The 17,368-nt window shown below is 62.1% G+C and carries 15 protein-coding genes; 4 read left to right on the forward strand and 11 right to left on the reverse strand.

Features of this window, described 5'->3' with window-relative positions:
* Nucleotides 1–191 precede the first annotated feature (191 nt).
* The 6 genes from AC30NL_RS13855 to fusA form a co-directional block, all read right to left on the reverse strand.
* Nucleotides 192–1,025, reverse strand: a complete 834-nt coding sequence (locus tag AC30NL_RS13855) for an HDOD domain-containing protein (RefSeq protein WP_489464581.1) — start codon at nucleotides 1,023–1,025, stop codon at nucleotides 192–194.
* Between the two features lie 79 nt (nucleotides 1,026–1,104).
* Nucleotides 1,105–2,130, reverse strand: coding sequence for an ABC transporter substrate-binding protein (locus tag AC30NL_RS13860; protein WP_489464582.1), 1,026 nt, complete (start codon nucleotides 2,128–2,130; stop codon nucleotides 1,105–1,107).
* 32 nt (nucleotides 2,131–2,162) lie between these two features.
* Entirely contained in the window at nucleotides 2,163–2,927 is a 765-nt protein-coding gene (locus AC30NL_RS13865) for an ABC transporter permease (protein ID WP_489464583.1), read from the reverse strand.
* Entirely contained in the window at nucleotides 2,927–3,706 is a 780-nt protein-coding gene (locus AC30NL_RS13870; protein WP_489464584.1) for an ABC transporter ATP-binding protein, read from the reverse strand. Before AC30NL_RS13870 ends, AC30NL_RS13865 begins: the two co-directional genes overlap by 1 nt.
* A gap of 206 nt (nucleotides 3,707–3,912) precedes the next feature.
* On the reverse strand, nucleotides 3,913–4,137 hold the full coding sequence (locus tag AC30NL_RS13875; protein ID WP_489464585.1) for a YMGG-like glycine zipper-containing protein: 225 nt from the start codon (nucleotides 4,135–4,137) through the stop codon (nucleotides 3,913–3,915).
* A 401-nt stretch (nucleotides 4,138–4,538) separates the two neighbouring features.
* Nucleotides 4,539–6,599 (reverse strand): elongation factor G, encoded by a 2,061-nt coding sequence (gene fusA, locus AC30NL_RS13880; protein ID WP_489464586.1) that lies wholly within the window; start codon nucleotides 6,597–6,599, stop codon nucleotides 4,539–4,541.
* A 381-nt stretch (nucleotides 6,600–6,980) separates the two neighbouring features.
* On the opposite strand from fusA, the gene AC30NL_RS13885 reads away from it, so the two are divergent.
* Nucleotides 6,981–7,559, forward strand: a complete 579-nt coding sequence (locus AC30NL_RS13885; RefSeq protein ID WP_489464587.1) for a hypothetical protein — start codon at nucleotides 6,981–6,983, stop codon at nucleotides 7,557–7,559.
* 173 nt (nucleotides 7,560–7,732) lie between these two features.
* Here the strand turns inward: AC30NL_RS13885 and AC30NL_RS13890 are convergent, their stop codons facing one another.
* On the reverse strand, nucleotides 7,733–9,214 hold the full coding sequence (locus tag AC30NL_RS13890) for an AMP nucleosidase (protein WP_489464588.1): 1,482 nt from the start codon (nucleotides 9,212–9,214) through the stop codon (nucleotides 7,733–7,735).
* A 101-nt stretch (nucleotides 9,215–9,315) separates the two neighbouring features.
* Between AC30NL_RS13890 and AC30NL_RS13895 the strand changes: the two genes are divergently transcribed.
* Entirely contained in the window at nucleotides 9,316–10,590 is a 1,275-nt protein-coding gene (locus tag AC30NL_RS13895; RefSeq protein ID WP_489464589.1) for a D-amino acid dehydrogenase, read from the forward strand.
* 103 nt (nucleotides 10,591–10,693) lie between these two features.
* On the forward strand, nucleotides 10,694–11,533 hold the full coding sequence (locus tag AC30NL_RS13900; protein ID WP_489464590.1) for a DUF72 domain-containing protein: 840 nt from the start codon (nucleotides 10,694–10,696) through the stop codon (nucleotides 11,531–11,533).
* 47 nt (nucleotides 11,534–11,580) lie between these two features.
* On the opposite strand, the gene AC30NL_RS13905 is transcribed toward AC30NL_RS13900, so the two are convergent.
* From AC30NL_RS13905 to AC30NL_RS13920, 4 genes are all read right to left on the reverse strand, one after another.
* Complete coding sequence (locus AC30NL_RS13905) at nucleotides 11,581–11,778, reverse strand: hypothetical protein (protein WP_489464591.1); 198 nt, start codon at nucleotides 11,776–11,778, stop codon at nucleotides 11,581–11,583.
* Between the two features lie 225 nt (nucleotides 11,779–12,003).
* The gene (locus AC30NL_RS13910) at nucleotides 12,004–12,405 is read right to left on the reverse strand and encodes a cupin domain-containing protein (protein WP_489464592.1); all 402 of its coding nucleotides are present in this window, start codon (nucleotides 12,403–12,405) and stop codon (nucleotides 12,004–12,006) included.
* 415 nt (nucleotides 12,406–12,820) lie between these two features.
* The gene (icmF, locus tag AC30NL_RS13915) at nucleotides 12,821–16,114 is read right to left on the reverse strand and encodes a fused isobutyryl-CoA mutase/GTPase IcmF (protein WP_489464593.1); all 3,294 of its coding nucleotides are present in this window, start codon (nucleotides 16,112–16,114) and stop codon (nucleotides 12,821–12,823) included.
* Between the two features lie 16 nt (nucleotides 16,115–16,130).
* Nucleotides 16,131–16,967 carry a PPK2 family polyphosphate kinase gene (locus tag AC30NL_RS13920; RefSeq protein WP_489464594.1) on the reverse strand — a complete coding sequence of 279 codons (837 nt, stop codon included), beginning with the start codon at nucleotides 16,965–16,967 and terminating at the stop codon, nucleotides 16,131–16,133.
* A gap of 190 nt (nucleotides 16,968–17,157) precedes the next feature.
* Here AC30NL_RS13920 and AC30NL_RS13925 point away from each other — a divergent pair.
* Nucleotides 17,158–17,368, forward strand: a 211-nt coding sequence (locus AC30NL_RS13925) for a hypothetical protein (protein WP_489464595.1), incomplete at its 3' end; no start/stop codon positions are given.

Here is a 17,368-nt window from a genome sequence, read left to right on the forward strand (position 1 = left end):
ACAGCCTCTCTATCGTTCTCCAACCGGAGCGCCAGGACTACCGCGCCATGCAAGCGGCCCCGGCCTGGGCGGCAGGGCTACCGCCTCAGCGGTTTAGTGCAACCCTGGCTATGGCTGCGCTTTGCGCCTAGAACCTAGATCAGGCGCCTTTTGACGTGCTGCTCGGATACGCTCGAAATACTCTCAGCCTCTCAGGTGTCGAGTTCGTACAAAACCTGCTGCGTCGCCGATTCGGAAATATTGAGCAAAGCCGCAACGTCGCGGATGTCGTCGGGCAAAGCCGCGTTGTCCCAGCCTTTGGCCGTGTGACGCGCCACTCGGATCGCGAGCACGACGCTCTTCGCACTTGGGTGTTCCGCATGCCGATCGTCGGTGATGCGCGTGAGCAGCTCGGGCAGTCGCCACGCGTGCATCAGCGACTGCTGTAATTCCGGCAGCGTCACATTGAGGACGTCCCGCTGGATCGTGCTCGACCTGAGAGTCGGATCCGACTGCTGGGCGCTGCGGATCCGCAAGGCCAGTTCCGGCGCGTGGCACCACAGAAGCATTTCGGAAAAATCATGCAGCAACGCCGCGTGATGGATGACGGCAGCGTCGTGGTCCATGCGCCGCACGGCGAAACCGAGTGCAAAGTTGGCGGCGCGATGCGCCCGCCGCAGCACGTCGCGCAAGCCTTCCAGTGTCTGGGGTTGATTCTGCAGCCGCTCTTCCACCGTGGGCAGCGGGCAGAAAGCGCGAAAGAAGGGGGCAATGCCCATCATCACGACGGCGGCAGTAACCGTTTCCGGATCGGTCAGCATGCGCGAGGGGCGGTGGGCGGCGGAATAGGTCAGCACTCGCAATGTCATCAATGGATCGCCGGAAACTGTCTCCCCGATGAGGTTCGCGTCTACCTCGTCCTCGATCAGGCGGAGCTGTTCCACCGCTTTGGCGGACTGTAGCAAGACGGGTATTTCGGCCGCGCGGAAATGGGCTGTCCAAGCGGCGAGATCGGGCAACGGCTGGGTCAGTTGCATGATGTCCATGATTCGCTCGGATACTGCCCCGCAGGGGGCGTCGTTCTTGTTGTCGGCTTGCCCCGCACAGGCTTGAGAGCGGTTACTTCTACTTCGCCAGCTTGGCTTTGAGGTCGGCTCCAACGTGTTTGTTCACGAACTGGTAAGTGGCGACCCTGGCCAGGTCGACCTCGCCCGGCTTGTACAAACCCGCCTTAACCATCTGCTCGTAGAAGTCCTTCACCCGCGCTTCGCTCATCGCCCCGATGCCGTTCTTCAGCGATTCGCCCGAGTCGACAACCCCTTGCTGCTTCATCAGCGCTACCGATGTTTCCACCTCGTCGAGCGTCATCTCGGGGTTGTCTTTCATCATCATGGCGTTGGCCGCCGTGCGTTCGCCGTAGAGGTAGTTGACCCAGCCCACGGTGGATGCGTCGACGAAGCGCTGCACGAAATCGGGTTTGTTCTTTACCGTCTCGGCACGCGCTTCGATCAAAGTTGAATAGGTCGAAAAACCGTGGTCGGCCAGCAAGTGCACGACTGGCTTGAACTTGCCCTGCTTCTCGACGTAGATCGGCTCAGCCACCGAATACCCCTGCTGGATTGCTTTCGGGGTGGCAAGGAAGGGGCCGAGGTTGTAGTTGTAAGGCTTGAGCGCTTCGTCCTTGAAGCCGTGGGTGACTTTGAGCCACTGCCACCAACTGAATTGTCCGTCCTTTGCGATGAGCGCCACGGGCGCCTTCTTAAGGCTTTCGAAGGTTTCGTAGCCCTGACCTGGGTGGGCGATCAAGGCTTGCGGGTCCTTCTGGAACATCGCGGCAACGACCACGGTCGGCACACCGTTTTTGACATTGTCGAAGCTGTGCAGAAGGTTGCCCGTCATGAGAAAGTCGATGCGCCCCGCCGGCAATAATGGTCGGTTGTTGACCTGCGGCCCGCCTTGCTGGATGGTGACGTCTAGGCCGTACTTCTTATACGTGCCATCGGCCACGGCTTGATAGAAGCCACCGTGCGCGGCTTGCGCTTTCCAGTTGGTGGCGAAAACCACCTTGTCTTGCGCCAGCGCAGCGGTGGAGGCGAATGCGCAGGCGAGGCCCAAGGCATTAATTACAGCGATTCGGCGATTCGGATTCATTCAGATCTTCCCGTGAAGTTTTGAGAATTGCACTACGGCTTTTCCGACGCGTGCCAGCGACCCAGCAGCACGCGCGACAAAGCATTGAAGGTCCAGAAAATGGCGACGCCTGTGATTACCAGCAACAGCAATGCGGCGAACATTTTCGGCGTGTCGGTGCGGAAGCTGGCTTCGAGAATGCGCGAGGCGAGTCCTGTCTCACGCCCCGCTGCGCCCGCCACCATTTCCGCCGTCACGGCGCCGATAAGACTCAAGCCGCCCGAAATTTTGAGACCCGCGATGAAATAGGGCAACGCCGAGGGCACCAGCAGGAGCCGCAGTCGTTGCCAAGGTGTGGCGCGGTACAGCCGGAAGAGATCTCGCAAGTTCGGATCGGCGGCGCGCAGGCCAAGCACGGTATTCGAAAGAATGGGAAAAAAGGCGACGATCCACGCACACAACAGGAGCGCGGCGGTCGTGCTTGCCACGTAAATCAGGATGAGCGGCGCGATCGCCACCACTGGGGTTACTTGCAATACCACGGCGATGGGGAACAGCGCGTGCTCGAGTCTGCGAGACAAAGCGAACATCGACGCGATCCAGACTCCCCCGACGATTGCCAGGATGAGCGCGCCGAAGGTGATTTTGATCGTGAACCACCAGCTTCCCGCCAAGGAAGTGAAGTTGGCGAAAAGTGTCTGCACGACGAGGCTGGGCGCCGGAAGCGTGTAGTGCGGGATGTGGGCGAGTCGGACCAACCCCTCCCAGGTGGCCAGCAGCGCGAGCAGGCTCAAAAGCGGCGAAATCCGATGCAGCATCAGCGTACTACCTGATCGATGGGTGCGTGGAGCTCGGCCAATGCAGCAGTGAGTTCCGCACAGGCGGCGAGATAACTCGGCGAACTGCGGAAGGCGGCACTGCGCGGGTACGGTTCGTCAATCCGCACCTCGGCGACGATGCGGCCCTGGCGCGATCCCATCACCAGCACGCGCTGGCTCAGGAAGACGGATTCGAGAACGCTGTGGGTGACGAAGAGCGCGGCGAACTGCTGCGTCTGCCAGCAGGCGAGCAGGTCGTCGTTGAGCTTGTGGCGCGTGAATTCGTCCAGGGCGGCGAAAGGTTCGTCCATCAGCATCACGCGTGGCCGGGTGATGAGCGCTCGGGCGATGGAGGCGCGCATTCTCATGCCGCCGGACAACTCAGCCGGATACGCATTCTCGAAGCCAGCGAGTCCCACCAGGTGGAGCACGTCTCGAACGCGGGTGTCGCATGCCGCCCGTGTTTCACCCGCGAGGCGCAGCGGCAGCCGCACGTTGTCAAACACCGTGGCCCATGGCATCAGCGTCGCATCCTGGAAGACGAAAGCGGTGTCGGCTGTTCGGGCGGCCGACGCGGCCGGTGAGTCAATCACGCCGGCACTCGCTCGTTCAAGACCCGCCAGCAGTCGCAACACCGTGCTCTTGCCGCAACCCGATGGCCCCAGCAGCGACACGAACTCGCGTTCTGCGACCTGGAGGTCGATGCCTTGCAGCGCCACCACGCCAGTGGGAAAGCGCTTGTCGACGCGTTGCAGGGAAATGAGTGGGCGCCCGGGCATGGGTTCGCAGTGTGCCCGAAGCGACGGTACAGCTATGCAGTGTTCGACGGTATGTTATGTGGAACTTGATATGACCGATGCATGTGACCTGAAGATGGTGCCACCCGGCCAGAATGAAAGGTGGGCCCCGAAGGGCCCACCCCGGCAGGGCTTGGACCAGTCAGCTCTGTCCGGTGCCCGCCATTTCGCCCACTGGGGCGAAACTCTTATTTCTTCTTTTCGACTTCGTGGCCGATCACGCCACCAACTACCGCGCCGCCAACCGCGCCAGCCGCGCTGCCGCTGGTCAGCACAGATCCAGCCACACCGCCGATTGCGGCGCCGGCTGCGGTCGCCTTGTCCTGGCGTGACATGTTCGAACAAGCGCCTAAGCCCGTGGCTAAAGCCACCACCATCACACTGACAGGCAGGTTACGTAAAGAATTCTTCATTCCGCTTCTCCTCAAAAACTGCTCGACGAGATGCGTCCCCAACGGGTGTCCTGCCCGAGCAGAGGGTGGGCCACTTGAAGCGCGTCCGGCCGCTGGCCAGCCACGCATCGGCAAGTCGCGGGTACATGTCCCATGGGATATGTCGCGCCCTTGTCTTGGTGGCTTAAGGATGGGTGAAATGCCGCGAATCGTCAGTCGGAGGGCGCGGCAACATGGTGTCCGTCGTGTCCTACAGCATGGTTGCCGCAGTACCCCGAGTTGCAAGCGGCGGCACTGCTGCGTGCAGCCAAGAGCACGGTGGCAATTCAGCGACTTGCGGGGCCTGACTGCGTCGAACCCCTGCTGCTGGGGCAATAACGCATAAGCGCCGTCGACCAGCCGGACGTGGATTCTTGTTGATCCTAGTCTTCGTCCTTGATCTTGTACTGGCTGGCCAACTGCTGCTGAATGGTTGGCGGCACCGCCTCGTAGTGGCTGAGCTCCAGCGTGTAGCGACCCTGCCCGCCGGTCATGCCATTGAGCCGCGCCTGGTACCCGCTGAGTTCCGACAGCGGCACTTGCCCGCTCACGGTCATGCTGCCTGCCTGCAGCGCGTGGGTGCCGTTCACCTGTCCTCTCTTGGCAGACAGGTCGCCGGTGATGTCGCCCATGGACTGCTCGGGCGCGGTGATCTCCACCTTGACCACGGGCTCCAGGATGATGGGCTTGGCTTTCAGCGCTGCATCGATGAATGCCTTGCGCCCCGCGGTGGCGAAGGCGATGTCCTTCGAGTCGACCGAGTGCGACTTGCCGTCGTAGACAATGACACGCACATCCTTCACCGGATATCCCGCGATGACGCCTGAATCCAGCGCCTGCCGGATTCCTTTTTCGACAGCGGGAATGAACTGCGTCGGAATCGTGCCGCCTTTGACTTGGTCAACGAACTCAAAGCCCGTTCCACGCGGCAAAGGTTCGATCCGCAGAAACACCTCGCCGAACTGCCCCGCGCCGCCGCTCTGCTTCTTGTGGCGATGATGGCCCTCGGCTGGGGCGGTGATCGTCTCTCGATACGCGATGCGCGGCGGGCGTGTGTTGACCTCGCATTTGTATGTCTCGTTCATGCGGTCGAGCAGCGTGCGCAGATGCAGCTCGCCCAACCCGTAGACCACGGTCTCGTTGGTCGTCGCCACATGCTCGACCTTGAGGCACGGGTCTTCATCGACAAGTTTTTGCAGGATCTCCCACATGCGCTGCTCGTCGCCACGCCGTTTGGGTTCGATGGCAAGCCCATGTACCGGCACCGGAAACTCCAGCGGCTTCAGGTGCAGGCGATCGTCCTCCGCCGCGTCGTGCAAGACGGCATCGAAATGCATCTCATCGACCTTGGCCACCGCACACACGTCGCCGGGTATGCCGCGCACGACCTCGATGTGGTCCTTTCCGCGCAGCATGAAGAGATGGCCCACTTTGAAAGCCTTGCGTCCGTCGCCGATGTAGAGCTGGCTTTCCTTGGTGACAGTGCCCTGGTGGATGCGGAAGATGCCCATCTTGCCGACGTACGGATCGACGGTCACCTTGAACACGTGGGCGATCACATGCTTGTTGGCGTCGGGGGTGGCGTGCAATTCCGTCGCGTCTTCGCCCTCGCCCTTGTAGAACTGCGGTGGGTTGCCTTCGGTCGGGTTGGGCAACAACTTTTCGAACACCTCGAGCAGTTCGGCCACGCCCGCACCACTGCGAGACGACACGAAGCAAATCGGAATCAGGTGCCCTTCGCGCAGCGCCTGCTCAAGCGGCGCGTGCAGCTCCTGTGGATCGACGTCGCCATCGTTGAGGTAGCGTTCGACGACATCGGGGTCGACCTCGACCACCTGATCCACCAGCGCCCTATGTGCCTTCTCGACCGACGAGAAGTCCGCCTCGTGGCCCGGGTCTGCGAAGGGTCTGAAGAAGCAATCGACGACTTCGGTGCCCCCGGCGGCAGGCAGGTTGAGCGGCAGGCATTCCTTGCCAAAAGTTGCCTGGATCTGTTCGATCAGGCCAGGCAGATCGAGGCCGAGCGCGTCGATCTTGTTGACGATGATCATGCGGCACAAACGGCGATTTGCCGCCCACTCCATCATCCGCGTGGTCATCATCTCGATGCCCACTTGCGCGTTGATCACAACAGCAGCGGTGTCGACGGCCTCTAGCGCCGTCATCGATTGCCCGACGAAGTCCGCATACCCCGGTGTGTCGATGAGGTGCACGCGCACCTCGCGATAACCGAAGTGCACGACCGACGCATTGAGCGAATGCTGGGCCCGCCGCTCGAGCGGATCAAAGTCACACACTGTCGTGCCACGCTCGAGACTTCCCGGTGCTCCTATCGCCCCCGCCTTCCACAACAGCGACTCGACCAAACTTGTCTTGCCTGCCGTTGTCTGCCCGACGAGGGCGATCGTTCGGATGCCGGCAATGTCCGCATTGGGGGTCGACATGGCGCGCTCTCCTCAAGCTGTCGATAGATATTGAGGGTACGAGATCGCGGGGCGGGGGGCAAGCATGCGTGTCCATATGAATTGCTTCGATGCAGGCAAGGGTTTCACTCGAGACTTCTTCGTTCTTTCGAATCACTTCATCGCCATCAAGGGTTTTCCATCCATCAAGTTGAGGGGGCCCGGAAAGCGCTCAATCGCTGTAGAAGTCGGATGTCGTCCTACACCGTGTCTCAGCACTCGCTTACAGACCCGGATCGAGGCGGCAACGAGACTTGAGTCAAACGGTTCTTCCATTCGGCCATGAACCTTGTCCATCCTCACATGTCGGCTATCGCGCCTTGCCAGTCGCCTTGTCGGTCGCGGTGGGTCCTCGCGACAGCGATGGCAACGGCGATGGTGCCGGCCTGGTGCGCCGAGACCGTGACCGGCATCGTCGGCGAGAACATCGCAGCGCAGCAGCGACGCGCCACACCCTTGACGATCACACCTGAAGTCAGCACCGTTCGCGCGCGCCTGCTGCCGGCTGGCCCTGCGCCCTTGGCATCAGATGGCCGTCTGATGTCCGAACTGGCTGGCGTGAATTACCGCGTATGGGTCTCAAGTGGCCGGGCCGACATGGGTGTGGGGCTGGGTGCCTTGGGCCATGTTGTTCCGCCGCCGTTTAGACGCATCGAAGAGCCGGTCGCGCTTGCAGGTGCGTCGCCCACCCTTAGCGTGGGTCTGCGGTATCGCGTGACGTCAGAATCAGCGGTGTATGCCGACGCGTCCGGTGCGTATGGCATTGGCGCCGATCCGAACGCCAACTACCTCAACACCAAGGTGGGCATGGAATGGAAGCCCGCGAAGCACGGTGTGGGCTTTGAGCGCGGCGCCATCGGCATTCATTTCGATTCCGGTTATCGGCTCTCTGTTAAACCTAGGCATGGCGGCCTGGGCTTGTACCTGCGCGGGCAGTTCTGAGAGGCTGAGAAAAAGGCGCCGGATCTAGGCGCAAAGCGCAGCCATGGCTTGGCTATGGCGAGCATTTGCAACGACGAGCGGGGGGCTTTTGGCGTGATGCGGGCATGATCGAAAAACTCTCAGCCTCTGAGGGATCGCAGATGAGATAACGCCAAGCCAAAGGGCCGCTTCTCCTACTGGAATGCAACCTCCGCGAAGCTTCGCAGCTTGCGGCTGTGAAGCTGATCCACCCCCCCCTGCCTCAGCAGCTCGATCGCGCGGATGCCGATACGCAGGTGCTGGTCGACACGCTCGCGATAGAAGTGATTTGCCATGCCGGGCAGCTTGATTTCGCCGTGCAGCGGCTTGTCTGACACACACAGCAAAGTGCCGTAGGGCACGCGGAAGCGGAAGCCGTTGGCAGCGATGGTGGCCGATTCCATGTCGAGCGCGATCGCGCGGCTTTGGCTGAAGCGCCGTTCCGGCGTGCGCTGCGGCAGCAGCTCCCAATTGCGGTTGTCGGTGCTTGCCACGGTGCCCGTGCGCATGATACGTTTCAGCTCGCGGCCCTTCAACTGCGTGATGTCTGCAACCGCCGCTTCCAGTGCGAGCTGCACTTCGGCCAGCGGCGGCAGCGGCACCCACAGCGGCAGGTCTTCGTCGAGCACATGGTCTTCGCGCACATAGCCGTGGGCCAGCACATAGTCGCCGAGCTGCTGCGTCGTGTGCAGCCCAGCGCAATGACCCAGCATGATCCATGCGTGCGGACGCAGCACGGCGATGTGGTCGGTGATGGTCTTGGCGTTCGCCGGGCCCACGCCGATGTTTACCATCGTGATGCCACCGCGGTCTGCGCGCATGAGGTGGTAGGCCGGCATCTGCGGCAGGCGCGGCGGCGGCGAGCCGAGGTCGTCGCCGGGTCGCATGGGCAGGCCCGAGCGGCGCGTGATGACGTTGCCGGGCTCGACGAAGGCCGTGTAGTCGCCTTCGCTCGAGGTCATGGTTTCATGGCCCAGTCGCACGAACTCGTCGATGTAGAACTGGTAGTTCGTGAACAGCACGAAGTTCTGGAAATGCTCCGGCGCCGTGCCGGTGTAGTGGCGCAGCCGATGCAGTGAGTAGTCCACGCGCTGCGCGGTAAATAGCGACAGCGGCTGTGCCTCGCCGGGACGCGATTCGTGCGTGCCGTTGGCGATACCGTCATCCATGGAGGAGAGGTCGGGCAAGTCGAACATGTCGCGCATCAGCAAGCGGCGATTGGCATCGAGCGAGCCTTCGAGGTGGTCGTTCTCGGCCAGCGAGAAGTGCACTGGAATCGGCTGGTGGCTGGTGCCGATTTCCAGGGAGACATGATGGTTCTGCAGGAGCAGCCTGAACTGCTCGAAGTAGTAGTCACCGAAGAGATCGGGTCGGGTGAGCGTGGTTTCGTACGTGCCGGGCCCCGCGACGAAGCCGTAGCTCAGGCGCGAATCGGCGCGTGCGACGGTGTCGGTGTGAACTCGCACAAAGGGGTAGCAGGCGCGCACGTGTTGGGCGAGCGTCTCGCCGCCCACGAAACGCTGCAGGGCATCGCGCAGGTGAGACACGCTTGCGTCGTAGATGCGACGAAGCTGCGTCAGCGCGGCAGCGGGATCGTCGAAACGGGCGGGGGCAATGAAAGGCGGTAGCGAAGACATGGGCGTCCTTTTGACTTTGGGTCTATTCTGTACCCGGCTTTGAGTCGCAGCATTTTCCGGGCCGTCGCTACACTGGCCCCCACCAGAATCGAGGATCAGGCATGCGAGTGATGGTTCTTGGCAGTGGTGTCATCGGCGTGGCGAGCGCCTATCAACTCGCCATGGCAGGGCACGAGGTGACGGTGATTGACCGGCAACCGGCGCCAGGTCTCGAAACAAGCTTCGCAAACGCGGGCGAGGTGTCGCCGGGATACTCGGCGCCTTGGGCCGGGCCGGGCGTGCCGATCAAGGCGATCAAGTGGCTCCTGATGCAGCACCGGCCGTTGGTGATTCGCCCCCACTTGGACATGGGCCTTGTCCGCTGGGGCTTTGCGATGCTGCGCAACTGCACGCATGCGCGCTACGAGCTCAACAAGAGCCGTATGGTGCGCCTGGCCGAGTACAGCCGAGATCGATTGCGCGAACTGCGCGACGAGACTGGCATTCACTACGACGAGCGCACGCAGGGAACGCTGCAACTGTTCCGGACGCAGCGGCAGCTCGATGGATGCGCCGCGGATATCGCGATCCTTCGTCGCTACGGTGTTCGTTTCGAGGTGCTGGACCGTGCCGGATGCCTGCGACACGAACCGGCGCTGGCGGCAGTGCAGGAAAAGTTCCTCGGCGGCCTGCTTCTGCCCGGCGATGAAACCGGCGACTGCTTCAAGTTCACGCAACGCCTCGCGGAGATGGCCACGCAGCGCGGTGCCACGTTTCGCCAAGGCGTCACCATCCGCAAACTGCTGTCCGATGGCACGCGGCTCACCGGCGTCGAGACCGACGCTGGTACTCTCACAGCCGACGCCTACCTCGTCAGCATGGGAAGCTATTCGCCGCTTTACCTGAAGGGCATCGGCATTCACATTCCGGTGTATCCGGTGAAGGGTTATTCGATCACAGTGCCTATCACCGATGCACGCGGTGCGCCCGAGTCGACCGTGATGGACGAAACCCACAAGGTCGCCGTGACCCGGCTCGGCGACCGCATTCGCGTCGGCGGCACGGCGGAGCTGGCCGGCTACACGCTCGAGCTGCATGATGCGCGCCGGCGAACGCTCGAGCACGTCGTGACCGATCTGTTCCCGAATGGCGGCGATGTGTTGAAAGCCAGCTTCTGGTGCGGCCTGCGCCCGATGACGCCCGACGGCACGCCTGTGGTTGGCGGCACGCGATTACGCAATCTGTTTCTCGCCACGGGGCACGGCACGCTCGGCTGGACCATGGCGGCCGGCACTGGCTGTGTCATGGCCGACCTGATCTCCGGACGCGAGCCGGAGATCGACATGGAGGGTCTCACGGTCGAGCGCTATCAAAGTGCGTACCGTCCCGCCCCGTAGCACGTCGCCCGACCAACGCTCGAAGCGGCGCGAGAAGTTTGAATTGAAGTCTTGGCGGAAATGTCAAAACTCATCCGGTTAGAGGCTAAGCCGAATTCCGGCGATGATGGCGGCCGTGTCCTGTGCGGAGGTGAGCGTCGTGGCCAAGAGTGCAACCCGAATCCGAGTTGGCGTTGGCGGCTGGACTTACGAGCCCTGGCGCAATAACTTCTACCCCAAGGGCTGGCCGCAAAGCCGCGAACTCGAGTACGCCAGCGGCAAGCTGACAGCCATCGAGATCAACGGCACCTACTACGGTTCGCAAAAGCCCGCGACTTTCGCCAAGTGGCGAGACGAAACGCCAGACGACTTTGTCTTCTCGATGAAGGCGACCCGCTATGCCACCAATCGCAAGGTGCTCGCCGAGTCCGGCGATTCGATCGAGCGATTCATCAGCAGCGGGATCAGCGAGATGGGACCGAAGCTCGGTCCCATCGTCTGGCAGTTCATGCCGACCAAGAAGTTCGATGCTGACGACTTCGAGGCCTTCCTGAACTTGCTTCCTGCGAGTGTCGACGGCCTGACATTGCGCCACGTGATGGATGTGCGGCACGACAGCTTCAAGACCGAGTCCTACCTGAGGCTCGCGCGCAAGCACAAGGTGGCGACGGTGTTCACCGACTCCGACGATTACCCGTCCTTCGCGGACATGACTGGCGATTTCGTTTACGCGAGGCTCATGCGGGCCGAGGCCAGTCTGAAAACGGGCTACGAACCAAAGGCGCTCGATCAGTGGGCGCAGACTGTGAAGGTATGGGCGGCAGGTGGCGAGTCTCCTGATTTACCCCGCATGAGCGACAAGCCCGCCGCGAAGACCTCGCGCGATGTCTTCGTCTACTTCATCAACGGGGCGAAAGAGCAGGCGCCAGCGGCGGCGATGGAGCTTCTGAAGCGCTTGGATTGATCAGCGGTGTGCGACTTGCAGCCCCGCCGAGTTGATTCGATATGAATTCATCGCAGCTTTCTCGTTGACGCATGGGCCTGGAGCACTTCGCTCCAGAAGTGCTCGTACAGCGACGGATCGGCGGCTTCGTAGCCGATGAAATCGGCCGCTGCCCGCGACGGGTCCGTGTCGGTTTCCGTGATCGCTGGGCCGGCTTCGGACGTGTTGCGAGTCGGTTCATCCATCGCGTTCGGATCGTGTTCCATGTCGCCTGCTTCCTGGTCCCTTGGTCGGGCCTCACGAAGTTGGAGAAATCGTGAAATGAATGGTGCGCCGGATCCTGGTCGCAGGCCATCAGGTGAGTGGTGAACCTGCTGTAGGAGCGAACCTACAGCTCACCCATGCAACCCGGGGATTTCGTGCTGATCGCAAGGTGGTTGTCGACGGTGCGCGCAAGGCGAGGGCGATGCGCTTGGCGTGGTCCGTTTGGATCACGGGGCGGGAGTGGCGAGCGGCTTGCCTTTCTCGACCACGTACACGCCCACCAGCCTGATTGGCGCGGCGCCGGTGTTGTGCGCGTCGTGAACCACGCCCGCGGGGATCACAAAGGACTCACCGGCCTTCACCGTGCGCGGCGGCTGCCCGTCGATGAGCAGTTGCGCTTCGCCTTCGAGCACGTAGCTGATCTCGTCGCCTGGATGAGTGTGCCGACCAGCTTTGGCACCAGCCGCGACCTCGACGCGCGCGACGACGGCTTCGCGTCCCGGGACCGAAACATCGGATTTCAGCAGCAGGGTGCGGCTGAGTCCGCTCGCCTGCGCGAGCAGCACTGTGGCGGTGCTGGCCAGGGCAAGACCGATGAGCGCGAGGGAGGCTTTGCGTAGAGTTTTCATGATGTCCTTTGTGTCCGCGGACAACGCGCCGCGGGAGCACGCATCGTAGGCAGGCGCAGTGCTGCGTCAATCCAAAAACCAGCGAGTCTGGCGGTGCGTGCCGAGGCATCATTCAGACTCTTCCGTTGTTTGACTTCCATGTCGTCAGTAGTTTCGTTTGCCATCCCCATCGATGCGCCTCAGCAGCACGGTCGTGATCAACCCGCCGGACGGCGGCCTACATCGCGTCGCTGCAATCATTGGCGGTTGAGGCCGATGAGAACATCGACTGGCTCGCGCCAGGTCACGGCTTCCTGATGGGAGCAGCCCAAGCGGGCCTTCGAATGGATCGTGCGGCACCGATTGCAGCGCGAGGTCAAGGTGATCGACGCCTTGGGTGCACATGGTCCGGCGAGCGCGGATGCTCTGCTCGGACCTACATGCTCCGCCGGTACTGTCCGCCCACCTCGAACAGCGCCGATGTGATCTGCCCAAGCGAACACACCCGCACCGCTTCCATCAGCACCTCGAACACATTGCGGTTGTCGATCACCGCCTGCTGCAGTTTCGAAAGCATCGCCGGAGCGTCCTTCGCGTGCAGCGACTGAAATTCCGCCAGCCGCTTCAACTGCGACTGCTTTTCGTCGTCCGTCGACCGCGCCAGTTCAATGTGGTCCATCACCGGATCGCCGTGCGGATTGCGAAAGGTGTTGACGCCGACGATGGGGTACTCGCCGGTGTGCTTCTGCATCTCGTAATGCATGCTTTCTTCCTGGATCTGGCCACGTTGGTAGCCAGTTTCCATCGCGCCGAGTACGCCGCCGCGTTCGGCGATCCTTTCGAATTCTTTTAGCACAGCCTCTTCGACCAGTTCGGTCAGCTCATCGATGATGAACGCGCCCTGATTCGGGTTCTCGTTCTTTGCGAGGCCCCACTCGCGGTTGATGATCAACTGGATCGCCATCGCTCGGCGCACACTGTCCTCGGTGGGCGTGGTGATCGCCTCGTCGAAGGCGTTGGTGTGCAGCGAATTGCAGTTGTCGTAGATCGCAATCAGCGCCTGCAGCGTCGTGCGGATGTCGTTGAACTGGATCTCCTGCGCATGCAATGAGCGACCGCTCGTCTGCACGTGGTATTTGAGTTTTTGCGAGCGTTCGTTTGCGCAGTACTTGTCGCGCATCGCCACCGCCCAGATGCGGCGCGCCACGCGCCCGAGCACGGTGTATTCCGGGTCCATCCCGTTGCTGAAGAAGAAGCTGAGGTTGGGCGCGAAGTCGTCGATGTGCATGCCGCGCGCGAGATACGCTTCCACGAAGGTGAAGCCGTTGCTCAATGTGAACGCGAGTTGCGAGATCGGGTTCGCGCCGGCTTCGGCGATGTGATAGCCCGAGATGCTCACGGAGTAAAAATTGCGCACCTGGTGGTGCACGAAGTATTCGGCGATGTCGCCCATGACCTTCAATGAAAACTCGGTCGAGAAGATGCAGGTGTTTTGGCCCTGGTCTTCCTTCAAGATGTCTGCCTGCACAGTGCCGCGCACGTTCTGCTTCACCCATGCGGCAATCTTCTGCGATTCGTCGTCGGTAGGCTCGCGGCCGTTGTCGATCTTGAACTTGTCCACCTGCTGATCGATGGCGGTGTTCATGAACATCGCGAGGATCGTAGGCGCCGGGCCGTTGATCGTCATGCTCACCGATGTACTTGGGTTGCACAGATCGAAACCGGAGTACAGCACCTTCATGTCGTCGAGGGTCGCGATGCTCACGCCGGAGTTGCCGACCTTGCCGTAGATGTCGGGGCGCACGGCGGGGTCGTTGCCATAGAGCGTGACGCTGTCGAATGCGGTGGACAAGCGCTTCGCCGGCATGCCTTCGGACAGGAGCTTGAACCGGCGATTAGTGCGGAACGCATCGCCTTCGCCAGCGAACATACGGGTGGGATCCTCGCCTTCGCGCTTGAAGGCGAAGGTGCCAGCGGTGTAGGGGAAGCTGCCCGGCACGTTGTCCAGCAACAGCCACTTCAAGACTTCTCCGTCGTCTTCATACTGCGGCAAGGCGACCTTGCGAATCTTGTTGCCCGACAGCGTGGTGTGCGTGAGGGCCGTGCGGATTTCCTTGTCGCGGATTTTCACGATGTACTCGTCGCCCGCGTAAGACTTCTGCATCTGCGGCCACATTGCGAGCAGTTTCTTCGCATGGGTGTCGAGCTGCGATTCGCGTTGCGAGGCGAGATCGGTCAGGGCGCCGACGGCGCTCGTCTTGTCCGCACCCGTCTCGCCGAGCATTCGCGCGCTCTCTCGAAGCTGCTGCACTTGGCGAGCCAGTCGCGCCTGATCGCGCGATCGCTGTTTGTAGCCGCGCACCGCATCGGAAATTTCCGCGAGGTATCGAACCCGTGCACCGGGAACGATGGGAACTTGGTGCGTACTGTGGCGCGTGTCGACCACGGGCAGGCGGCTCTCGCGCGTCCGCAACCCGAGTTCATGCAAGCGCGGCAGCAGGGCCTGATACAGCGCCGTGACGCCATCGTCGTTGAAGCGGCTCGCCATGGTGCCGAACACCGGCATCTCTTCCGGCCGGGTCTTCCACGCTTCCTTGTTTCGCTGCACTTGCTTCGCCACATCGCGAAGCGCGTCGAGCGAGCCTTTGCGGTCGAACTTGTTGATCGCCACGAACTCCGCGAAGTCGAGCATGTCGATTTTCTCGAGCTGGCTCGCGGCGCCGTACTCCGGCGTCATCACGTACATCGGTACATCTACCAGCGGCACGATGGCCGCGTCACCTTGGCCGATGCCAGAAGTCTCGACAACGATGAGATCGAAACCGGCCACTTTGCAGGCGGCCAAGACGTCCGGCAGCGCCTGGCTGATCTCGCTGCCGAAATCGCGGGTGGCAAGGCTGCGCATGAAGACGCGCTGGTCGCGGCGCCATGGGCCGATCGCATTCATCCGAATCCGATCTCCCAGCAACGCACCACCACTCTTGCGGCGCGACGGATCGATGCTGATCACCGCAATGCGAAGCGCATCGTCCTGGTCGAGCCGCAACCGCCGAATCAACTCATCCGTCAACGACGACTTGCCCGCACCGCCCGTGCCCGTGATGCCGAGCACGGGTGTCTTCATCTTCTTCGCTTCATCGTGGAGCGTGCTCTTCATCGTGTCCGATGCACGACCGTTCTCGAGTGACGTGATGAGTTGCGCGAGCGCCCGCCAGTTCGATTCCGACTCTCCGCGAACCGCCGAAAGATCTTTCGGCGAATACACCGACAGGTCTCGATCGCAGCGCATCACCATCTCGCCGATCATTCCTGCGAGACCCATGCGCTGCCCGTCTTCCGGGCTGTAGATACGCGATACGCCATACCCCTGCAGCTCCGCGATCTCCGCTGGCACGATGACGCCGCCGCCGCCGCCGAAGACCTGGATGTGTTCGCCGCCGCGCCCCTTCAGCAAGTCGACCATGTACTTGAAGTACTCGACGTGGCCGCCCTGGTAGGAACTGATCGCGATGCCCTGCACGTCTTCCTGAAGCGCGGCGGTCACCACTTCATCGACCGAGCGGTTGTGCCCGAGGTGGATCACCTCCGCGCCCATGCCCTGCAGGATTCGCCTCATGATGTTGATGGCCGCGTCATGCCCGTCGAAGAGCGAGGCCGCTGTGACGAAGCGCACCTTGTTCGTCGGTCGGTACTCGGCAAGCGCCTTGAATTCGGCGGAGAGGTCGGTCATGCAGTGCTCCTGCTCTTCATTTCACAACGATTTGATTCAGCGCCGGATCGCCCGGCGGGTACTTCAGCTTCAATCCTTCGAGCGCACGCTTCATGACGGTCGCGACCATCAGATTGCGATGTGTCTTCGAATTCGCGGGCACGATGGTCCACGGCGCCCAGGGGGTACCGGTCGCGGCAATGGCATTCGAATAGGCCCTTTGGTAGTCGTCCCATTTCTTGCGGGCATCGAGGTCGCCGCCTTCGAACTTCCAGTGTTTATCCGGGTCGTTCAGCCGCTCTTGCAGGCGCACGCGCTGCTCGTCCTTCGAGATGTGCAGCATGAATTTCAGGATCACCGTTCCCGTTTCCGTGAGCATGCGCTCGAAGTCGTTGATGTGCGCATACCGCTGCTGGGTCTGCGTCTTGGTGAGGACGGCGTTCACGACCGGCACCAGCACATCTTCGTAATGGCTGCGGTTGAAGATGACGATCTCGCCGCTGACGGGCACCCGCTGATGGATGCGCCACAGGTAGTCGCGAGCGCGGGCTTCGTCGTTCGGCGCCTTCCATCCAACGACCTGCACTCCCAGCGCACTCATCTTGCCGAACACGCCACGGATGGTGCCGTCTTTGCCGCTGGTGTCGGTGCCTTGCAGAACGACGAGCAGCCTGAAGCGGCGATCGGCGTAGAAGAGATCTTGAAACCTGTTGAGGTCTTCGGCCAGTTCGTTCACCCGCGCCTTGTCCTCGTCCTTGTCGCCACTCGAAAGGGGCTTCTCCGCCGGATCGAATCGCGACAGATCAAAGCGCAGGGCCTTTGTCGTCAAAGCGCTGCGGTGCTGGAAGGCGGAGATGGATGGAGTGCGTGCCAATCGATCCTCCTGCAGGTGGCTGGTCGCAAAGACGGCGCCCAGCGGGGTCGCTTCCGCTTGCTCGCAAATTGACGTATACGTCAATTGCGGCAGTGTATCGCGCCTTTTCAGCCTGCCCAAATTTCGGCTCGATTTCTGTGCCTCTTCCCCCGGCGCCGCAGCAGCCCGGGGGGGTGACGAAGACCATGCCATGCCCATCACCCCGCCGTCAGATCCAGCCGAAGATGACCCGCTGCACGTAGACATCCCCATCGACGACGAGAAACCGCCCGCCGCGCAGCAGGCGCCGCCGCGTAAGGGTTTGGCCCGGAATAAGTTCCCGTTTTGGGGGCGCTGGGCGGGATGCGATGCAAGGCGCTCCGAGCGCCGTGTGGCGAGCCACACAAGTGAGGAGCAACGCC

This window comes from Rhizobacter sp. (genome assembly GCA_021153565.1).
Lineage (GTDB): Bacteria > Pseudomonadota > Gammaproteobacteria > Burkholderiales > Burkholderiaceae_C > Albitalea.

Coding starts and splice junctions, on each gene's coding strand:
- AC30NL_RS13855 (WP_489464581.1), bottom strand. CDS start 1,025: ATGGACATCATGCAACTGACCCAGCCGTTGCCCGATCTCGCCGCTTGG.
- AC30NL_RS13860 (WP_489464582.1), bottom strand. CDS start 2,130: ATGAATCCGAATCGCCGAATCGCTGTAATTAATGCCTTGGGCCTCGCC.
- AC30NL_RS13865 (WP_489464583.1), bottom strand. CDS start 2,927: ATGCTGCATCGGATTTCGCCGCTTTTGAGCCTGCTCGCGCTGCTGGCC.
- AC30NL_RS13870 (WP_489464584.1), bottom strand. CDS start 3,706: ATGCCCGGGCGCCCACTCATTTCCCTGCAACGCGTCGACAAGCGCTTT.
- AC30NL_RS13875 (WP_489464585.1), bottom strand. CDS start 4,137: ATGAAGAATTCTTTACGTAACCTGCCTGTCAGTGTGATGGTGGTGGCT.
- fusA (WP_489464586.1), bottom strand. CDS start 6,599: ATGTCGACCCCCAATGCGGACATTGCCGGCATCCGAACGATCGCCCTC.
- AC30NL_RS13885 (WP_489464587.1), top strand. CDS start 6,981: ATGGCAACGGCGATGGTGCCGGCCTGGTGCGCCGAGACCGTGACCGGC.
- AC30NL_RS13890 (WP_489464588.1), bottom strand. CDS start 9,214: ATGTCTTCGCTACCGCCTTTCATTGCCCCCGCCCGTTTCGACGATCCC.
- AC30NL_RS13895 (WP_489464589.1), top strand. CDS start 9,316: ATGCGAGTGATGGTTCTTGGCAGTGGTGTCATCGGCGTGGCGAGCGCC.
- AC30NL_RS13900 (WP_489464590.1), top strand. CDS start 10,694: ATGATGGCGGCCGTGTCCTGTGCGGAGGTGAGCGTCGTGGCCAAGAGT.
- AC30NL_RS13905 (WP_489464591.1), bottom strand. CDS start 11,778: ATGGAACACGATCCGAACGCGATGGATGAACCGACTCGCAACACGTCC.
- AC30NL_RS13910 (WP_489464592.1), bottom strand. CDS start 12,405: ATGAAAACTCTACGCAAAGCCTCCCTCGCGCTCATCGGTCTTGCCCTG.
- icmF (WP_489464593.1), bottom strand. CDS start 16,114: ATGACCGACCTCTCCGCCGAATTCAAGGCGCTTGCCGAGTACCGACCG.